At 31.5% G+C, this 19,011-nt stretch carries 20 protein-coding genes and 1 other annotated feature; of the genes, 7 read left to right on the top strand and 13 right to left on the bottom strand.

The window, feature by feature from the left end; translation table 11 throughout:
* Window positions 1-31: 31 nt before the first annotated feature.
* Together BED47_RS01610 and BED47_RS01605 are read right to left on the bottom strand one after the other, a co-directional pair.
* A complete protein-coding gene (locus BED47_RS01610; RefSeq protein WP_069032071.1) occupies window positions 32-367 on the bottom strand; it encodes a DUF3992 domain-containing protein in 336 nt (111 codons plus the stop codon).
* A gap of 25 nt (window positions 368-392) precedes the next feature.
* Window positions 393-770 carry a DUF3992 domain-containing protein gene (locus BED47_RS01605; protein WP_069032070.1) on the bottom strand — a complete coding sequence of 126 codons (378 nt, stop codon included), beginning with the start codon at window positions 768-770 and terminating at the stop codon, window positions 393-395.
* Between the two features lie 330 nt (window positions 771-1,100).
* Here BED47_RS01605 and BED47_RS01600 point away from each other — a divergent pair, with 330 nt between their 5' ends.
* Both BED47_RS01600 and BED47_RS23060 read left to right on the top strand, forming a co-directional pair.
* On the top strand, window positions 1,101-2,696 hold the full coding sequence (locus BED47_RS01600) for a peptide chain release factor 3 (RefSeq protein WP_069032069.1): 1,596 nt from the start codon (window positions 1,101-1,103) through the stop codon (window positions 2,694-2,696).
* 155 nt (window positions 2,697-2,851) lie between these two features.
* Entirely contained in the window at window positions 2,852-3,193 is a 342-nt protein-coding gene (locus BED47_RS23060) for a hypothetical protein (protein ID WP_254664515.1), read from the top strand.
* On the opposite strand, the gene BED47_RS01590 is transcribed toward BED47_RS23060, so the two are convergent.
* The 5 genes from BED47_RS01590 to BED47_RS01570 form a co-directional block, all read right to left on the bottom strand.
* Window positions 3,175-3,573, bottom strand: coding sequence for a hypothetical protein (locus tag BED47_RS01590; protein ID WP_069032068.1), 399 nt, complete (start codon window positions 3,571-3,573; stop codon window positions 3,175-3,177). The genes BED47_RS23060 and BED47_RS01590 overlap by 19 nt on opposite strands.
* Before the next feature lie 148 nt (window positions 3,574-3,721).
* A complete protein-coding gene (locus BED47_RS01585; RefSeq protein WP_069032067.1) occupies window positions 3,722-6,805 on the bottom strand; it encodes an MMPL family transporter in 3,084 nt (1,027 codons plus the stop codon).
* Between the two features lie 21 nt (window positions 6,806-6,826).
* Window positions 6,827-7,339, bottom strand: a complete 513-nt coding sequence (locus BED47_RS01580) for a MarR family winged helix-turn-helix transcriptional regulator (protein ID WP_069032066.1) — start codon at window positions 7,337-7,339, stop codon at window positions 6,827-6,829.
* Window positions 7,340-7,553: 214 nt separating this feature from the next.
* Complete coding sequence (locus BED47_RS01575; RefSeq protein WP_084006708.1) at window positions 7,554-8,465, bottom strand: DMT family transporter; 912 nt, start codon at window positions 8,463-8,465, stop codon at window positions 7,554-7,556.
* A gap of 14 nt (window positions 8,466-8,479) precedes the next feature.
* The gene (locus BED47_RS01570) at window positions 8,480-9,034 is read right to left on the bottom strand and encodes a GNAT family N-acetyltransferase (RefSeq protein ID WP_069032065.1); all 555 of its coding nucleotides are present in this window, start codon (window positions 9,032-9,034) and stop codon (window positions 8,480-8,482) included.
* A gap of 388 nt (window positions 9,035-9,422) precedes the next feature.
* Between BED47_RS01570 and spxA the strand changes: the two genes are divergently transcribed.
* The 3 genes from spxA (at window position 9,423) to BED47_RS01555 (ending at window position 10,799) form a co-directional block, all read left to right on the top strand.
* Window positions 9,423-9,818, top strand: a complete 396-nt coding sequence (gene spxA / locus BED47_RS01565) for a transcriptional regulator SpxA (RefSeq protein WP_069032064.1) — start codon at window positions 9,423-9,425, stop codon at window positions 9,816-9,818.
* Between the two features lie 101 nt (window positions 9,819-9,919).
* The gene (locus BED47_RS01560; RefSeq protein ID WP_069032063.1) at window positions 9,920-10,333 is read left to right on the top strand and encodes an RrF2 family transcriptional regulator; all 414 of its coding nucleotides are present in this window, start codon (window positions 9,920-9,922) and stop codon (window positions 10,331-10,333) included.
* A gap of 130 nt (window positions 10,334-10,463) precedes the next feature.
* Window positions 10,464-10,799, top strand: coding sequence for an IDEAL domain-containing protein (locus BED47_RS01555; RefSeq protein WP_069032062.1), 336 nt, complete (start codon window positions 10,464-10,466; stop codon window positions 10,797-10,799).
* A gap of 203 nt (window positions 10,800-11,002) precedes the next feature.
* On the opposite strand, the gene BED47_RS01550 is transcribed toward BED47_RS01555, so the two are convergent.
* The 5 genes from BED47_RS01550 to BED47_RS01530 form a co-directional block, all read right to left on the bottom strand.
* The gene (locus BED47_RS01550) at window positions 11,003-11,911 is read right to left on the bottom strand and encodes an SH3 domain-containing protein (RefSeq protein WP_084006707.1); all 909 of its coding nucleotides are present in this window, start codon (window positions 11,909-11,911) and stop codon (window positions 11,003-11,005) included.
* Window positions 11,912-12,128: 217 nt separating this feature from the next.
* Window positions 12,129-13,604, bottom strand: a complete 1,476-nt coding sequence (locus BED47_RS01545; protein WP_069032061.1) for an MDR family MFS transporter — start codon at window positions 13,602-13,604, stop codon at window positions 12,129-12,131.
* A gap of 338 nt (window positions 13,605-13,942) precedes the next feature.
* The gene (locus BED47_RS01540; protein WP_025671950.1) at window positions 13,943-14,191 is read right to left on the bottom strand and encodes a DUF3243 domain-containing protein; all 249 of its coding nucleotides are present in this window, start codon (window positions 14,189-14,191) and stop codon (window positions 13,943-13,945) included.
* 155 nt (window positions 14,192-14,346) lie between these two features.
* Window positions 14,347-15,210: a DegV family protein gene (locus BED47_RS01535; protein WP_069032060.1), complete on the bottom strand. Its 864-nt coding sequence runs from the start codon at window positions 15,208-15,210 to the stop codon at window positions 14,347-14,349.
* Window positions 15,211-15,387: 177 nt separating this feature from the next.
* Window positions 15,388-16,056 (bottom strand): DUF6944 family repetitive protein, encoded by a 669-nt coding sequence (locus tag BED47_RS01530; RefSeq protein ID WP_069032059.1) that lies wholly within the window; start codon window positions 16,054-16,056, stop codon window positions 15,388-15,390.
* A gap of 107 nt (window positions 16,057-16,163) precedes the next feature.
* Window positions 16,164-16,427, top strand: a binding site (T-box leader).
* 76 nt (window positions 16,428-16,503) lie between these two features.
* Here BED47_RS01530 and lysS point away from each other — a divergent pair.
* Window positions 16,504-18,072, top strand: a complete 1,569-nt coding sequence (gene lysS, locus BED47_RS01525; RefSeq protein ID WP_069032058.1) for a lysine--tRNA ligase — start codon at window positions 16,504-16,506, stop codon at window positions 18,070-18,072.
* 67 nt (window positions 18,073-18,139) lie between these two features.
* Here lysS and BED47_RS23545 read toward each other — a convergent pair whose 3' ends face one another.
* Window positions 18,140-18,292, bottom strand: coding sequence for a hypothetical protein (locus tag BED47_RS23545; RefSeq protein ID WP_165347078.1), 153 nt, complete (start codon window positions 18,290-18,292; stop codon window positions 18,140-18,142).
* 149 nt (window positions 18,293-18,441) lie between these two features.
* Between BED47_RS23545 and BED47_RS01520 the strand changes: the two genes are divergently transcribed.
* Window positions 18,442-18,951, top strand: a complete 510-nt coding sequence (locus BED47_RS01520) for a hypothetical protein (protein ID WP_069032057.1) — start codon at window positions 18,442-18,444, stop codon at window positions 18,949-18,951.
* The last annotated feature ends 60 nt before the right edge of the window (window positions 18,952-19,011 follow it).

The raw sequence follows: 19,011 nt of genomic DNA, 5'->3' as shown, positions 1-19,011 counted from the left end.
CTGAACAATACTATTTAGATAAAATGAACTATTACATTGAATATCTAACCGTTAAACAAAACTCACCCTCTACTACCCCGGTTAAACCTGTAGTATCAATTTGAATTTCATCGAATAGCTTTTCTGAGAAAGCTACACTACTTTGAGGTGGGACAGTAAGGGTATCAATTACATTTCCTCCTCTTAAAAAATTAACAACGATATTATCTGTTCCTGTATCATTTTTTACATAGCCTGTTGCAGAAATAATTGGAGCGATATTATTTGTAAAGATTGTGATAATACCGGGTGTATTCACTTGCCAAGTTATACAAACTTTGTCTTGAAAAATATTTTTAGTTGAGCAACAACTTAATCCATTACACATTTGCTTTTCTCCTCATTTTCTTCAATTAAACAGAATATCGTGTTGTTATACAAAACTCACCTTGAAATAGTATATCTGCTCCAATGGGAATAACGGCTTGTATTACATCAAATCTTCTAATTGTAAATGCCAAACTAGAACCTAATGTTACAACTTCAGAATTAATCGTGCCTCCAGCAGAGTTTAAAAATAAAATCTGTATTGGTGTTGCAACAGAACCTACCTCATACTTCACAAAACCAGTTCCTATAATATTTTGGTTAAAATTATTTTTAAAAAGTGGAATTGTAACGGTTGTTGCATCTCCTACTGCTTGCCATGGTGTACATACCTGGTCTTGAACAAAAACCTTTTCAGGACAGCAAGTTAATGTTGATGTTGAACAATTACATGATGATGCCATTTATGTTTACTTCCTTTCTTTCATTAAAATGAATCATTATCATATAGTAATCAAAGTGTCCTGAACATGCTTGTACATTTGTCATAAAAAAAGGAATCTATCACCCATAACTAGGAGATAGATTTAGCATTTAAAAGATTGATAAAAAAATGAATGTTATATGAAAAATTACAAAATAAAACGAAAAAAGAAAATTCTTATTTCATAACTTGGAAATACTTTGTATATAACTTGGTTACTAAATGTTTCATCAAACGCTGAATTCTAGTATAATAGATAAGATGTAAAAATTTGTTTATGATCTTTGATTTAGAAAGGACTTTATAATAGATGGCAAATAAAGAATTAATCAATCAAGTTGCTAAACGCCGTATTTTTGGGATCATCTCTCACCCAGATGCTGGTAAAACAACTTTAACTGAAAAATTACTACTTCATGGTGGAGCTATTCGTGAAGCTGGTACTGTAAAAGCTCAAAAAAATTCAAAATATGCAAAATCTGACTGGATGGAAATCGAAAAACAACGTGGAATTTCTGTAACTTCCTCTGTTATGCAGTTTGAATACGATGAAAAAATGGTATCAATTATGGATACTCCTGGTCATAATGATTTTGGTGAAGATACATATCGTGTACTAACTTCTGTTGACTCTGCAGTAATGGTAATTGATGCTGCAAAAGGTATTGAAGCACAAACTAAGAAACTTTTCCAAGTTTGTCGTTTACGTGGTATTCCTATTTTTACCTTTATGAATAAATTAGATCGCCAAGCTAAAGATCCACTAGAATTAATGGAAGAATTAGAAGAAGTTCTAGGTATGCCTTCTGTTGCAGTTACTTGGCCAATCGGAAGTGGAATGCAATTTGAAGGTGTTTATGATCGATTAGAAAATGAAGTTCATCTTTTCCGTAAAGACGAAGTTATTAAACTTGGTCAAGATGGCGTTCATGGTCCTGAATTAGAAGCACATTTAGAGCCTTCAAATTTAGAAAATTTACGAGATGAAGTTGATCTTTTAGAAGGTGCAGGAAATGAATTCAATTTAGACTTAGTTCGAGCTGGGGAACTTACTCCTGTTTTCTTCGGTACAGCATTAGTCGATTTTGGTGTAACACCATTTTTAAATCATTTCTTAGATATGTCACCTGCACCAGGACCTCGTAAAACAATTAATGGTGAAGTAAATCCAACTGATGAAGTATTTAGTGGTTTTATATTTAAGATTCAAGCTAATATGAATCCTGCTCACCGTGACCGTATTGCATTTCTACGAATTTGTTCTGGTGTTTTTGAACGAGGAATGAACGTAATGCTTTCTCGTACAGGAAAACAAATTAAATTAAGTCAATCAACTCAATTGATGGCTAATGACCGTGAAACGATTGACAGAGCATATGCTGGTGACGTAATTGGTATTTACGATTCAGGTACTTATCAAATCGGAGATACAATCACATCTAGTAAGCAAAAATTATTCTTTGAGCCATTACCAACTTTCCCACCTGAGTTATTCTTACGAGTTAGCCCAGTTAATTCATTAAAATCTAAGCACTTCCATAAAGGTGTTGAGCAATTAGCTCAAGAAGGTGCAATTCAAGTTTATAAAAATGAATTTAATGAGGTTATTTTAGGTGCCGTAGGTCAACTTCAATTTGAAGTATTTGAATACCGCTTAAAAAATGAATATGGATCTGATATCCGTAAAGACCATGTTGATTACAATATTGCTCGATGGGTTAAAACTGATGATGTAAAAGGACTTAAGAAATATCAAGATATGCGTAACATGCTAGTATATGACCGTTTCGAACGTCCATTATTCTTATTTGCAAATGAATTTACGTTCAATCGTTTTAAAGAACGTCATGAGGAATTAGAATTAGTTGAAGCTCTTGATGTTAATAATGAAATACAAGTTGATTAATTGACGTAGAAGACCGATTTTTTCGGTCTTTTTTTGTTGGTTTTTGACGAGGTTCTTCTTACTTATTTTATAAGTGCGCTTTTCTTCGTTTAAAAGGATAATTGATGAACTAGTCGAATAGTATGGGATATATGGAAAATATTAGGAGGTTTAAGATGAAAAGAACGATTAGAGGTATCTACTTAGGGACCGCAATCGCTACCGGATTAATTGTCTTTAGTGGCTGCTCGAATTCAACTGAATCGCATGAAGCTACAGGTAAAGCTGTTATCATAACGAAGGCAGAGTTCGATAAGATTCAAAACGGTATGACATCGAAGCAAGTATTCGAAATTATTGGCGGTAAAGGCGAGGTAATGAGCGAAGCTGGCGAGAAAGATAAGCCAGGATATACGATTCTTTATACATATAATGGTAAAGGTTCAACGGGAGCTAACGCTAACTTTACGTTCCAAGACGATAAGTTAATGGCGAAGGCTCAATTCGGATTAAAATAACAAGCGAATTCCGCCTTAATTGGCGTCTTTTTTTGAAGGCGTATCATTGACAATAAAGATGATTTACACTTTATTTCGCGTTTATCCATAATTTGGCTATAACTAAATAAATTAACCCTCGGGATTTCGCCAAGGTTTATTAAAAAAACAATTACACCGTATGCCATACCAAGAAACGTTTTATCTTTATCATCTTTTTGTTGTGAATTTGCTACTTGCTCAATTATAAGCTTATATAATTCTTTTCTTTGTTCAGTTGTGAAATCATTATACTTTAACTCTTCCTCATAAATTGAGAAAGTTTTAATAATGTCGTAAACATTTTGACAAGAAGAACTAGAGGTTTTAGTAGCATTAATAAACATTTCTTTAATATACATGTTTGTTCTCGTGCAAATTATACTAATATCTCGGATCGTTATCAATATCAACATTTACCTTTATCTGAACCAGAATCTTAATTAAAAAAAGCCGACCCCACTATTATTTCAATAGTTAGTCGGCATTTTCAAATAACCTATTATTCTATTAAATTACATGTTTTTCTGTATCAACATTAGCTTCCTTGTTTCTTGAAAATAAATTAGCCAATGCTTCTGGCAATGCAATCATTGCTGGTAAAAAGATCGGTAATAATATAAAGCAAAGGACTATAAGACCTGTTATTACCGCTATTGCTAATTCAAACAATAAAAGGATTCCAGATGGCATAAGTGTAGCAAATGTACCTCCAAGTATGATTACCGCTGAGATAATTACTCCACCAGTATGCTTAGATGCTAATACGATTGCCTCTTTCGGTGACAAATGAGTATATTCCTTAAATCTCATCATTAGGAAGATACTATAATCCACACCTAAAGCTACTATAATTATGAAAGAGAAGAACGGAACAAAAGAAGATATTCCTTCATATCCTAGCAAATCTATGAAAATATAATTGATCATAAACATAGCACTGTAGTATGCTCCTAAAAGTGATGCGGTGATAAATACTGGTGTCCAGAATGATTTTATCACTAGGAATAATACAAGTAATACCCCAATTATAACAATAGTTGTTGTTTTATTTAGGTCACTACTCAAAATATTGTTCATATCATTTGTTGTTGCACTCGGACCTGAAACACCTGACTTAGCATTTGAAAGTTCTGTGCCTTTAAGTCCACTTTTAACAGCTGAATTTATTTTATTGATCGTATTTAAAGATTCTTTTGAATATGGATCGTTTTCCAAAACAATCGTTAGCTTTGTAATCTTTTTATCTTTTGACATAAACATGTCGATTGATTTTTTAAAGTTCTCGTCAGCCAATGCTTCTTTTGGAATAAAGAAAGTTTTATTCGAATTATACTGAGTTAAGAAATCATTTGTCTTTCCTAATCCGTCAGATATTTTTTCTAACCCACCATTTACATCTGATAGTTTTTCCCCGAATGTACTAAATCCATTGATGCCAGATACTAGCTGTTGCTGACCTGATTTCATTTGACCAAGTCCATTTGATACTTTATTCATATTTGTGACAATTTTTCCGATTCCAGATGATGCATCACTTAAGCCACTTTCAAGTTTTTTCAAACCATCAGCCATTTGAGTTAAGCCATTACTCATACTAGAAAGATTACTGTTTGCGGTAGCAAAACCTGCAGTTACAGCATTATAATTATCATTTAATGCTTTGATTCCTTCTGGTGTAATTTGATTTAATGAAGCAACTGTTTGATCAATTGTTTGCTTTAATGATTGGTAATTTACATCATCTTTTGAATTCGCATAACTACTACCAAGTGCTGTCACCATTGATTGCATTTGAGAAATTGCGCCTTTTAGTCCAAGCAGTGCTTGTGCTGATTCTTGGTAATGACTTCCTAATTCTTTATAACCTGATTGCATTTTCACATAATTTTTTGCTAATAATGATACGCCACTACTCATTTTTCTTAGATTCATTTCGATTGTTGCTATTCCACTAGAGATTGTTTGAGAATTACCAGAACCATCGCCAATCCCTGCTTGAATTTGTTTTAATCCACCACTTAATGCTGTCACACCATTTTGTAGTTCCGTTGTTCCATCTACCATTTGATTAACCTTTGAAAAATCCGCTGATCCTAATTTATCTTGGGCTAAACTTAAACCGTCATGTATTTCGTTAACTCCATCTTTTGTTTTTGAAATACCATCAGTCACTGTCCCCATTTGGCTATCAACATAAAAACTATCAATTTGTTTGCTTTCAGGTTGTGTTACTGAAGATACTTGCTTAACACCTTTTATGTTCTTAAGTCTTTCAGTAACATTATCAATTACTGCAAATGATTGATTATTATCAAGCGCTTTGTTGTTTTCAATCACGACTGTTGCAGGCATTGCTTGACCTTTACCAAAATGATCTGAAACGATATTAAATCCTTTTGATGAAGGATATTTATTTCCCAATTCTCCAATTGTATCGAAGTTTAGCTTTTCTTTATGGAAATAGACCATTGGAGATAAAATCAATAATATGACTACTATTGTTATAATTGGTTTCTTTATAGCAAAAGCAGACGAATTACCAAAAAATTTGTTTTCTTTATGTCCACTAACATTTTTAGATGGCCAGAAAAGTTTTTTTCCTAATACTTTCATAATAAATGGTGTTAACGTTAAAATTTCTAGTAATAATATACATACACCTATTACAACTACTACACCTGATTTATAAATTGGAGATTCTGCGAATACAAGTGCAAGGAACGCAATAAACACAGTTAAAATACTATAGGCAATTGTTTTACCAGCCGTTTTATATGTGTTTACAATTGATTCATCAACCGAATGTCCAAGTGAGAGTTCCTCTTTGAAACGATTAAAAAGGAGTATGTTGTAATCAGTCCCAACCCCAAAAAGAATAAGTACTAGTAGCATTTGAGTAAGACTAGTAATTGGAAATCCAGCTTTATCGATTAATTGGGCAGCTATTCCCATTGAACATAGATAAGAAAATGCAACCGCAATCAAAGATACAAATGGTGTAACGATCGATCTAAACGCAAGAATAAGTACTACTAAAATAAAAATAACTGTTAGAGCAGCACTTTTTTCTACTCCCGCTTGTGAAGCTTTTAAATAATCATTATTGATAAAATCTTCACCACTTAGATAATATTCGACTGGTACTTTACTTAATTTATTATCTATTTCCTTTTTAATATCATCTATTTCTCTTCCGTTCTTATCTAGCTTATAGCTCACCATTAGTGTGGTGCCATCTTTTGAGACTAATGAACGTTTTGCATTTGGAATACTAAATGGATCAATGATTTCCGAAATTCTAAGTTCTTTACTACTATCACGTATTCCTTTAACAGCATCTCCGATTTTTTCCATTTCGTCATTCGAAATTTTATTTTTATCATAAAAAACAATCAGATTATTCGTTCCTTTTGAAGTATCCATTTTTTTGAGGATATGATCTGCCATAACAGAAGGTGAATTACTATTCGCTCCTTCTTGCCCCTTATTCCGTAAAATTGCATTTATATCAGGCTGAAGAACTGTTAACAATACTGTTGCAATTAACCAAATTGAAAAAATGATCCAACGACCCTTTATGATTTTGTTCACACGGTCCCCTCCTTCATTAATTTATTTCTCTTTTTTTTCTTTTTCCTCATCAAGAAAGTACAATACATCAAAGAATTCATAATTATCCATTCCATCTGTCTCCATCTTTTTCTTAACAGCTGTAACTAATAATTTCATTCCTTTCTCTACAATCTCTTGTTCATCAGAGTCTAGAAGACTTAGTGCACTATTTAAGGACTTATTTGCAATTTCAGTAATGCTATCATGTATTTCTTCAGCAATATTTTCAGGTAAAGAAATCTCCACGAAACGTTTATCTTTTGGATTGGGTGTTTTCAATAATAGGCCTTTTGTAGTCAGACGCTCAACGATATCAGATACAGTACTTTGCGTCATTTTTAGATTTTTAGAAAGTTGTTTAATGCTCATTGTTTTATGAGCATACACTTCGCCAATAACTCTTGCTTGTGGAATTGTAACTCCATGTTCCTCCGAATGCTTTTGTAGGCTTTTCATTAAAAAACGCTGTAAAAAATCGATTGATTCACGAATAAATTCTGGTCGTTCTACCATGTAATCCCTCCAACAAAATACTTCTAATTAAAATACATCTTATACGATGTATCGCACAAGATTTATATTATTTGTCCTAACAGTATTTGTCAATTTAAATACATATGAAAGTCTGTTTTCAAAAATTCATTCCATCTAATCTTAAGATTCATATATCTACAGTAAATTAGCCAATAAAAAAAGCAGTCGAATAGTTCAACTACTTTTAAATGTTTCATGCTTTTTTAGAGTTATATTGAAGCGTCGTTTTCTGCTTAGGTTCTTTAATCGATAAATACACAGCTACAACAATTAGAATACTTCCAATGAAGAAAGAAGGACTAATTTCTTCATTTAATAAAAAATATCCAAATATCGTACCAATTAATGGTTGTAAAAAGAAAAATAATGATCCAGTTGAAGTATCAATATATTCAAATCCTTTGTTCCAAAGATAAAAGGCACCTGCTGTTGAGATTGTTCCTAAAAATATGACCCCCATCCAAATCCAACCATTTGTTGGTAAATGAGTTATGTGTTTACTTTGTTCAAGAAACGTAAATGGTAATGTAAAAATTACGCCAAATACTGTCGCCCAAGTTGTTACGGTTAATGATGAATATTTACTAGTCTGAACTTTACTTAGAACTGTATATAGCGCCCATGTAATTGCTGCACCTACTAGTATGAGATTTCCAAAATATGCGCCTAAATTTGACCCACCTTTTGGTAATCCGATTACAACGATTACTCCAATCGTTGCTAAAATTAACGATACAATCTTACGGCTATTAATTTTTTCTTTTAAAATAAAAAATGCAAATAATGATATTAATGCAGGTGAAGCTGAAGTAATTAAAGAGCCCATTGCTGCGCCTGAAAGCTTTGTACCAACAAATTGAAAACCAATTGAGCCAGTATACCCGACTAAAGCAATAACTGCGAGAGGAACCAAATCTTTTTTATTAATTTTCCAGCTTTTTTGGAAAAGACTGATTATCCCTAATGTTAATAAAGCTAAAAGAAATCTCATTTCTAGTAATAACCATGGAGAAATGCTATCTAATACTACTTTACTGACAACATAAGTCATACCCCAAATACTTGCGGCCAATGATAAATACAATGCTCCTTTAAAGAAATTCACTTATTTCCCAACTCCTACCTTTTATTCCAATCATTTTTCGAAAGTCCAAACATAAATTCAGTTACATATTGGCCTTTAAAAAAAGAATTTTCTATTATGTTCATTTCATGAAATCCTAATTTTTTTAGTAATTTAATTGAAGATGAATTTTGTTCTACTGCTATTGCGTTAATTTTTTCTTTATTTAATTCGTTAAATAAATAATCAAGAATCCCTTGTAATGCTTCAAAGGCATATCCCTTATTCTGGTACACTGGCTCTAATGTAAAACCGACTTCAACTTGATTTTTAGGATTTGATAAAGTGTGTACTCCAATATCCCCTATTAGTTGACCATCCATTTTATTTTCAATCGCTACTTGAACCCATGAGTTAGGAATATTCATTACAGCTGACTTTTGCTTTTCGATAAAATTAATCGATTGTTCGTATGTATAATTTTCCCAGCCTTGATAAATCGCCACAGCTGGATTTGAACGATATTTATAAAAATTGCTAACATCTTCATCTTTAAACCTTCTAAGCTTTAATCGACTAGTCTCTATTTCAAAAAATTCTAGTTTGCTCATATTCCACCTCTAAAAATTCTCATTCTATTTTAATTGTACTTTCTATTATACTTAGAAATTTCAAAATAAACTAACTTTTTACACTTTACTTTTTTAATTCTATCTATCGTAATTCCTATAATTCGTTGTAGAAATCTTTTTTATAGTAATAAAACATCTATATATAATAAAGTTTATTTTTGTAATTCAAACAAGTATAAAACACACTCCATCATTTAAACTCAAAATATAGTTGACATATTTAACTGTAAACAATAAAATTACAGTATACTCATATCAATTGAGTAAGAAAAAACCTAATTTGTTTTATTCGATAGTACATTTTTAACTATTTTTTTATTTCAACTGTAATTTTTTTTATTACATTTTATAAGGAGTGTGTAATAGAATGGTGAATCTATATGTAACACCAAGTTGTACATCCTGTCGTAAAGCAAAAGCTTGGCTAGATGAACATGATATTGAATATAGTGTGAAAAATATTATGAATGAATCACTTACACTTGAGGAGATTAAATCGATTCTTCGCATGACAGAAACTGGTACTGAAGAAATTATTTCAAATAAATCAAAAACGTTTCAAGAATTAAATATAAATATTGAATCGCTGCCACTTAATGAATTATATAATTTAATCATAAATAATCCAAAAATGTTGCGCATGCCAATAATCCTAGATGAAAAGAGATTGCAGGTTGGTTATAATGAAGATGAAATTCGTAGTTTTCTTCCGCGTAAACTACGAACATTCTCATACATTAAGTCACAAAAAGTAGCTAATTAATATTTTATTATTTAAACTGTCAGTTCGCTAACACATTTTATTACCGAACTAAATGTAAACACGAAAAATAGAAAGAAATTAACGATTTTAGGAGGCAGACCATGAATAGTGACTTCACTCTTGCCATTCATAGTTTAACGTATCTTGCGCTGCAGCCGGATCGGATGTCTACTAGTGATGCAATATCAGAGAGTGCCTGTGTCCATCCAGTTCGAATTCGAAAAGTGCTTAGTTTGTTAAAAAAGCATGGATTTATAAAATCGAAGGAAGGATCGGGCGGTGGATTTATTTTCGCGGTAGATTTAAAAGAAGTTAATCTATGGGACATTTATCTAATCACCTCTGAGGGGGCACTGCAACCTAAGTGCCCTGAATCAAATGATAAGTGTGTTGTTGGGGCAAATATGCAAAATGTTCTTTTTACTATTTTCTTAGGTGCAGAAAAACATCTTGGGGGATATTTAAAGCAATACACTATTGGGGACATAGTCGATCATATCAAAAGTGATAAGTGAGCAGCTAAATAAAAAGAAGGCTCTGCCTTCTTTTATCCAAAGTGTAATAAAAATAATTACAGTTCGTTTTAAGGGCTGTAATGATCACTAGTTTTTTAACTAGTAACTCTAAATAAGAAGGTGGAAAAAAATGAATTTAAATAATGATTCTATTTTAAAAATAGGTGACTGGGTTAAAGGTATATCATTGCATGGAGAATTAGTAATAGGTTATGTTGATTCACTTACTATTCTTGATGAAGTAGTAAAGGTAAATGTCATAACTTCAGATAATAAAACGACTGTTGGAAAGACCATTCAAATGCTAAATAGAAACGTAAAGAAAATGCCTGATTCGAAAGTGACAAACAAAGAACAGATTCACTTTCTAATTGACTTGGCCCTCTCAACGGGAGATGAGGATTGGTTTAATGAGCTATCTTCACAATTAAACTCAATGAGGCAACTTGTTAATAGCGTAAAATAAAGCTTATAAAACAGTAGTAATAAAAGTTCCTAAAGGTTGTCTATTTAGACAGCCTTTTTTAGTTCAAAAATCCTTTCAGATACCCTCCTTCTCTCGAACGATAAACAAGACGGTCCTCTTTAAAATTAATCATCATGACTCCTGCGAGTAAAGTTTGAAACGTAAAAAAACTGATCAAATCATTGACCAGTTTCAGGATCATATTAATATTGCGTTAATTTATTCAATGGTGTTTGAATAATTAGTGGTTTTTTTGCCGGATCTAACCATTTTAAAATGGATACTACATTTGTTTTAGATGTAGCTGTACAGCCTGCCGTATACCCTGAAGTACCAGCTACGTGAAAAAAGATTGCACTACCTTTTCCTGGGGTTCTCGCAGTATTGTAGTTAATAACAAAACCATAATCATATTGAGAAATATTCATCTTTTCGGCCGTTTTCCATCTACCGTTATTTTCTGATGCCAATTGCCAAGTATTATATAATTTACTATTTGAATCATCTACATATACATCATTTGAAGTAATTTTACGGTATGTCATTTTTGTACCTGGATTTGAATATCTACCGAATGCTGTTGTAATTGTATATTTCCCTTCAGGTGTTTCATAATCACCCTCATGCTTACTACTAATCATGCCGTTTTTCCCGATTACACCTGAATATGTATGTAATTTTTTCCAACTAGTACCGCTTTTTTCAAATGTTTCAATTAATGCATTTCTTGTACTTTCATTTGCAGCTGACACAATGATTAATTGCTTTGAAGTACCTAAAGTTTTCATTTTATTTACGGTTGTGGCAGAAACTGTCGTTGGGGCTTTTTTAATATATTTACTTGAAACCCATCCAGTTTTTGTTCCACTTGTTATTTTATACCAAGATCCACTTGTGCTTGTTATCGTAACTTTCGCACCCTTTTTAAGTGTGCTAATTACTTTATAACTAGTACTAGGACCGCTTCTTACATTTAAAACTGATGCAGTTACTGTACCGCTTATCGTAGCAGCTTCCACGGTCTTAATTGAACTCGGAGTACTATTTCCATAGAATAAACCTCCAGTTAAAATTGATAGTGCTAAAGTTGTTTTGCAAATACTTTTAATCATTAAATCAGCTCCATTGTAAAGTAAATCGATATTCGAGCTTTAATTATACATAACTAACCTTACATAATAAGGACATTTTTATTACAATTCAATTAGTTTTATAACAGTTCTCTTAAAATTGTAGAAATTATAAAAATTCTTTCGATACTATTTAAATTATAATCAAAAATGACAAAAAAAGAAGCCAATTTTTTAATATTGGCTTCTTTTATATATATTAATGTCCTACCATCATTGAAGATTTTGACTCGTCAAGATCTGCTTTTGCCGCATCTGTATCTTGCACTTTTGGTTTACGTAAAATAATTGCTAATAACGCTCCTACTAATGCGATACCTGCTGCTAGTAAGAATGTATCACCAAATGCTGAAATCATTGCATTTAGTGGATTCGTTGTTTTTGTCATATAATCCTTTGTACTAGAAGTTAAAAATCCAGCCATACCTGCTACTGCAAATGATACCATTACTTGCTGAGCTGCTGCAGTTAAAGGCGTTACACGACTTACTAAATGTCTTGGTGCAGATTGTAATACGTGTGTATTAATTGGCATCATTGATAATCCCATTCCAGCACCCATCATAGCAAGTGTTAACATAATAAATGTATTTGATGAGTCCACTGAAATTTTAGAGAAAATGAATAGTGCAGATGTGATAATTGTTAAACCAACTAACGCCATCGGTCTAGCACCAACTTTATCATACATTTTACCACCAATTGGCATCATTAAAGCAGATGCTAAAGCTTGAGGTAACATAATTAAGCCCGTTTCAAATGCCCCATATTGTTTAACTGTTTGTAAAAATAATGGAACAATTAAGAAAGAACCGAATAAAGCAATTTGCATAATCCACGTAATTAAAATACTTCTAACAAAATCAGACGATTTAAATACACGTAATTCAAGTAAAGGTTGTTTTAGGCGAAGCTCAACAAAGATAAATAGTAATAAAGCAACTCCACCAACAATTAAACCTGTTAATGTTCCTTTTGATGTCCAACTTGTTGAACTTTGACTAACTCCGTATGCTAACATTGAAAAAGCGATTGGAGCAATGATGATTCCTAATCCGTCTAAAGCAGGTACTGATTTAGATTCAAAATTAGGTAAGAATTTAGCTCCAATTATTAAAGCGATAATACCGATTGGTAAATTAATTAGGAAAATCCAATGCCAAGTAGAATACTCTACGAACCATCCTGAGATAACCGGACCTAAAGCAGGTGCAAGTAACATCGGTATTCCAAGCATCCCCATAATTGAACCGATCTTTTCTGGAGGAGCTAATCTAAAGATAATTGCCATACCGATTGGAGCAACCATTCCTCCACCGATTCCTTGTATTACTCGAAATAAAATTAACTGTTCAGGTGTTTGTGCTACAGAACAAAGAACTGAACCGATTGTAAAAAACAAAATCGTAAATAAGAAAATTTTCTTAGCTCCAAAACGATCAGACATCCAGCCTGCAAGTGGTATAACAGCTGATAATGCCAATGTATATCCAGTAATCGTCCACTGCATTTTTGTTAAATCAGATTTAAAATATTCGGTAATTCCAGGTAATGCTACATTTACTACCGTACTATCTAAAATAACCATGATCATCCCTACGATTACAGCCATCATTGGACCAATAATCGTTTTTACGCTAAACGGCGTGTCAGCCGAGTTTTGCTGATTATTCATATATTATCCCCATTTCTTCTCTTTTTTTGTAAAGCTGTATTGAAATTCGTTCAAATTTTCTATTCTATTTATAAGTGCAAAAAAACATTTTATGATAAAAGCGAAATTTGAACAGAAAGTCTATCATACAAAAAAACAATTAAAATGTAAATAGTAATTGTCCTTAATCCAAAAACAGTACTCACAATAAGTACAGTATAAATTAATCAAATGTCCATTTCAAGTTTAATTTTTAATTATTTTTGTTGATTCTTTGTTAACATACATTGTTGCTTACAAATAAAAAATAGCCCTTATGATTCTATTCACTGGGCTATTTTTTAATCACATTATTTTAATTATTTATTTTTAACATACTTCATCATTAGAGCAGCAATTGTATGTTGCTCTTGTTCATCTGCAACATTCCAGAGGTCTTTTAAAATTTGTTCTTCTGCATTTTTTGGTTCTACTTCATTTGCTAAGTAATTTCCTAAGCGATATGCCATTTCATTAATAGCACCTTCACCTACACCTTTTTCACCTGTTGCTTCTAATCGATCACCTAAAAAATCTTTCCATTGATCCCAGTTATCTAAAATTGACATCGTTTTTCACCTCATAATAATAGTAGTTGAAGATTACATAAATACTATTTACTTTTTTTGAAGAAATTATGTATGAATTAATATCCAGGTGACATTATCAGAAAATTAAAATAAAAAAGCTAATTAATTTTGCATAATTAGCTCTTTTTATCATATTATTTTTTATTTTCGTTCATAAAAAATATTGCTAAAGTACCAGGTCCTGCATGAGCACCTATAGCAGAACCGATTGAATTAATGACAAACTCCTTACATCCAAATGTCTCTGCCATCGCATTTTTAATTTCAATTGCTTTGTCTAAATCGTCACCGTGAGAAATACCAATTAATTGAGTTGATAAATTTGTCCCTCGGGATTCCATAATTTCGAGAATTCTTTTTATCAATTTTTTTGAACCTCTAATTTTTTCAAGTGGAATTAACTTTCCATCTTCAACATGTAAGATCGGTTTAATATTTAATAAATTACCTACAAAACCAGCCACTTTACTTAAGCGACCTCCACGTACCAAATATTGTAGGTCATCAACTGTAAAGATATGTTCAATATGACCGATGCTATGTTTTATATTATTAATAACCTCTTCTTTTGTAGCTCCGTTCATTGCAAGCTTTGCAGCATTAACAGCAATTAGCCCTTGTCCGATTGATGCACTTTTTGTATCAAATATCTCTAAATTAAAATCAGGAAGTTCCTCGTCAAACTCATTTTTTACCATTACTGCTGATTGATATGTACCTGAAAGTTCAGAAGAAAACGCAATATAAATACATGGTGTATTTTCTTTTGCATATTTAGCGAAGGTATTATAAATATACTCATATGACGGAAGAGACGTTTTAAATACCTTTCCATTACGCATTTCATTGAATAAAGTCTTTGAATCCAAAGTTAAACCATCAAAATATTCTTTTTCATCTTCTGAATAAACTCGTAGTGGAATGACATCAATATTATATTGTTCAATGATCTCCTTTGGTAAATCAGCCGCACTATCCGTAATTATTTTTAAATTCATCTAATCATACCTCTGTTTCAAAAAATTGGTTTATTCTATTTAAACCGATAAATTCTATTTTCTCACAAAATGCTTTTACAGAAAAATAAAATGTTTTAATATAATTTTAATAATAATATTTGCTATTAACGAATAGATACCTTCTTTTTTTCGTATTCTTCACAAAAAATTATTATTTTACCATTCGAACTGTTTATTTGGATAATAACCATATCGATAGTCTAACTGTTCTTTTTCATATTCGCTTCTTTTATTGCGAAGTGCATAAATTATTAAAATGGCTCCAAACACTTGAACCCAACTACCGACAAGTAATAAATCATCTCCTAAAATAATTTTATCACGTAGTAATGCAGCATTACCAATACCATCAATTAAAGCACCTAAACCGATTAATTGATTTCCATAAGCCTCAATTTTATCTAGTTGCGTCCCCTCGATCAGTGCTCCAGTTGTTTCTATTTGAGCACCTATTGATTGAATGACGCTTCCAAGTGCATTTAATTTGTGACCTTCCCTTTCCAAACCTTCAATTTCTAAATTTGTTGCAAATGTATTTGTACCGTTTCCGATTGCTTGAATCCAAGCACCAATCATCATTGTTAGTTCAAATTCTTTTTCTTTTTCATTATCATTTTCATTTTTTACTCTCTTATATAATTTTTCTCTTCCAATTGCTTGTATGGAGTTGCCAAATGCTTCAATTGCATTCCCTTTAGCGAATAAACTTCTTCCAAAGTTTTCACTTACGATTTTTTTACTTGATACACCAACAGCAGCCGTTGATGTACCTAATAATAAAAAATACGCACCGATTAGAGGTAAATCATCAACTAAATCCCTCAATTTGGCACCTCCATTCAAACAGTAATTAAATTAGTTTATTCAACTTTAAATTTAATTGACAATTAATATTGTTTTGATTAATATAATAACAATTAATATTTCGACATTTAAAAGCTATGAAGAGAAAAGTAGTAAAGATAAAATTATTTACAGAGAGCTCCTGGTTGCTGAAAAAGGAGTAATAATAAACTTTATGAAAAAAGACTTGGAGCTTCGTATGGAACTAAAGTTCACTTTAGGGATGGTACGCCGGGTTCTCCCGTTATAGAGATAGGGTATAAGCATTCGTGCCGTACCTAAATAAGGTTGGTATGGTAACATATCAATAAACTGGGGTGGTACCACGAAGTTAACAAACTCTCGTCCTCAAGATGATAAATCTTGGGGGTGGGAGTTTTTTTATTTTCAATTAGAAGGTTAAATACAAATAATTTTTGAGGTGAAAACATGCATTGGGCATATAAAATCGCAAATGAATTAATAGAAAAATATCCAAATAAAGAAACTTATGTTTGTGCATCTGGCATAAGCCCATCAGGGTCGGTTCATATCGGAAATTTTCGTGAGATCATTACAACTTATTTTGTTGTGAAAGCTTTAAATAATTTAGGTAAGAAAACAAGATTTATCTTTTCTTGGGATGATTTTGATCGATTTAGGAAGGTCCCTAATAATCTTGATCCAACATATCATGATTTTATAGGGAAAGCTTATTCAAATATCCCTGACCCATCTGGCTCTCACTCAACATTCGCTGAACACTTTGAAAAGGAATTTGAAAATTCCTTATCTGAACTAGGAATTGAGGTTGAGTTTATCTATCAAAGTAAAGAATACAAATCCGGTAGATACAATGTTGACATTATACATGCTATTGAAAAAAGAAAAGAAATTTATGATATTTTAATGAAGTTCAAAACAAGTGTACCAAATGAACAAGAACGAAATAATTTTTACCCAATTACGCTGTACTGTGAAAATTGCGAAAAAGATGATTCTTCAATTACAAAATATAATGATGAGAGCAAAGTTCTTGAGTATACATGTCGTTGTGGATTTTCGAATCAATTATCTGTAGAAGTTGCAAACAATATTAAATTAAACTGGAAAATTGATTGGGCTATGAGGTGGATGAAAGAAGACGTTGTATTTGAACCTGGTGGAAGAGATCATTCATCTGAAACCGGTAGTTACAATGTTTCAAAAGAAATTGCCAAAGCCATATTTGACTATGATGCACCTCATTATACACCTTATGAGTTTATTGGAATAAAAGGACAAAATCAAAAAATGTCTAGCTCTTCTGGTAATTTAATAACTCCAGGTGAGTTATTGCAAGTCTATTTACCCGAAGTGATTCTCTTTATGTTTGCTAAATATAAACCAATAGCAGCATTTAATATTGGTCTAGATGAAGATGTGATTAAAAATTATTCAGAATTTGAACGCTATCAATCAAATTATATTGATCACTCTTTACACGATTTAGATATTTGCCAATCGGTCGAATTTGCACATATCGGGAAAATTGATAAAAAATATCCAAAGTTTAATCATATTGCTAGTATCCTACCTCTCGTTAATTACAATGTAGATCTATTAAAAAACATAATGGCTAATAATGAAGAAACTTACTCATCAATTGAAATAGAGAAAATTAGTCATAAGGCTGAATATTGGATTAAAAAATACAATCCACATAAAAATATAATGATAAATGAAAAGCAAGCTATTGAATTTTATAACTCTTTATCTGAAGAACAGCAATTTTGGTTAAAAAATTTATGTGACTATCTATTAAATAACGAGCCCCAAGATCAAACTGAATTAATGAAAGAATTATATTCGATTTGTTATCATGACGATAAAAAAATCATGAAAGCAAATCAAAAAACTTTTTTCAAAATGATCTATCAGCTTGTTTTAAATAGAACAAGTGGGCCACCAATACCATTGTTGTTTCAAGTAGTGAATAAAAATCAGCTAATCAATTTATTAAACTTAAACGAAAGTTAAAATGAGGTAATTAAAATAAAAATGGACTCAGATTTATAAAATCCGAGTCCCATTTCTTTATCAATTTTTATTGAATACGATTTTTAAATGCTTCTTCTGTCACAATATAATCTTCTTCTCGATCTTCATGTTTACGGTCTTCTGGTGCAACTAGTGATCCTTTTGGATGTGTAGGTTCATGACCTTTTTTCTTATGATTAAAGCTTTTACCTCTTGCCATTATAAAATCCTCCTTAGTTAAATCATCATTAATAATATGAGTATTTGGACTTTAACTTATAGATGGTAGATTATTACAAGAAGAATTTTATTAAGCTGATTTTGATGTTATGATAATGAAAAGGACTTAATTAACAGTTGAGGTAGAAGATGAAAAAAGAATTTGCAATCAATATTTCAAATCAAATTAAAAATTGGATGGTTTCGAATAATTCTTTATTTAATATTGAAGAAATACCAACAACTTTCAATACATTACAAAATTTTCAACAATGGACAAACGGTAAACCAATTGTTTCAGCCTTTCATTTAAGAAAGGTCGAAGAAGAAAGCTATTATTTACTTTTAATCGACTGGCATCGAAATGAAAATTTTTATTTAGTCATCTATGTTGAAAATAAATCTACAACTGCAGCAGAAATAAGAGAAATTCGTGAGCAAGATGGACAATTTTCTTTAATTTGGAAATATTATCCATTGAAACGAGATGGTAAAAACGCTGAACGAAAAGCTTATTTCAAACAAGCATTTGGTTCACTTGAAGTAGAAATACCCATTCCGAGTACTCCTAATGAAGTTGAACGGTTTTTTAATGATCTCTACAAATTATGTAGAAACCGTCAAACTGCAGACAGGATTATAGATCAATATGATTTTTAAATTAAGAATGAGCACTCTAACAAAATAAAAACTCAACAAAAGAAACCTAGTCCATTCCGA

It is taken from the genome of Gottfriedia luciferensis (genome assembly GCF_001712755.1).
In the GTDB taxonomy this organism is placed as follows: domain Bacteria; phylum Bacillota; class Bacilli; order Bacillales; family Bacillaceae_G; genus Gottfriedia; species Gottfriedia luciferensis_B.
Note: the sequence above shows the minus strand (reverse complement) of the source record. Positions and strands in the feature narration are given on the sequence as shown.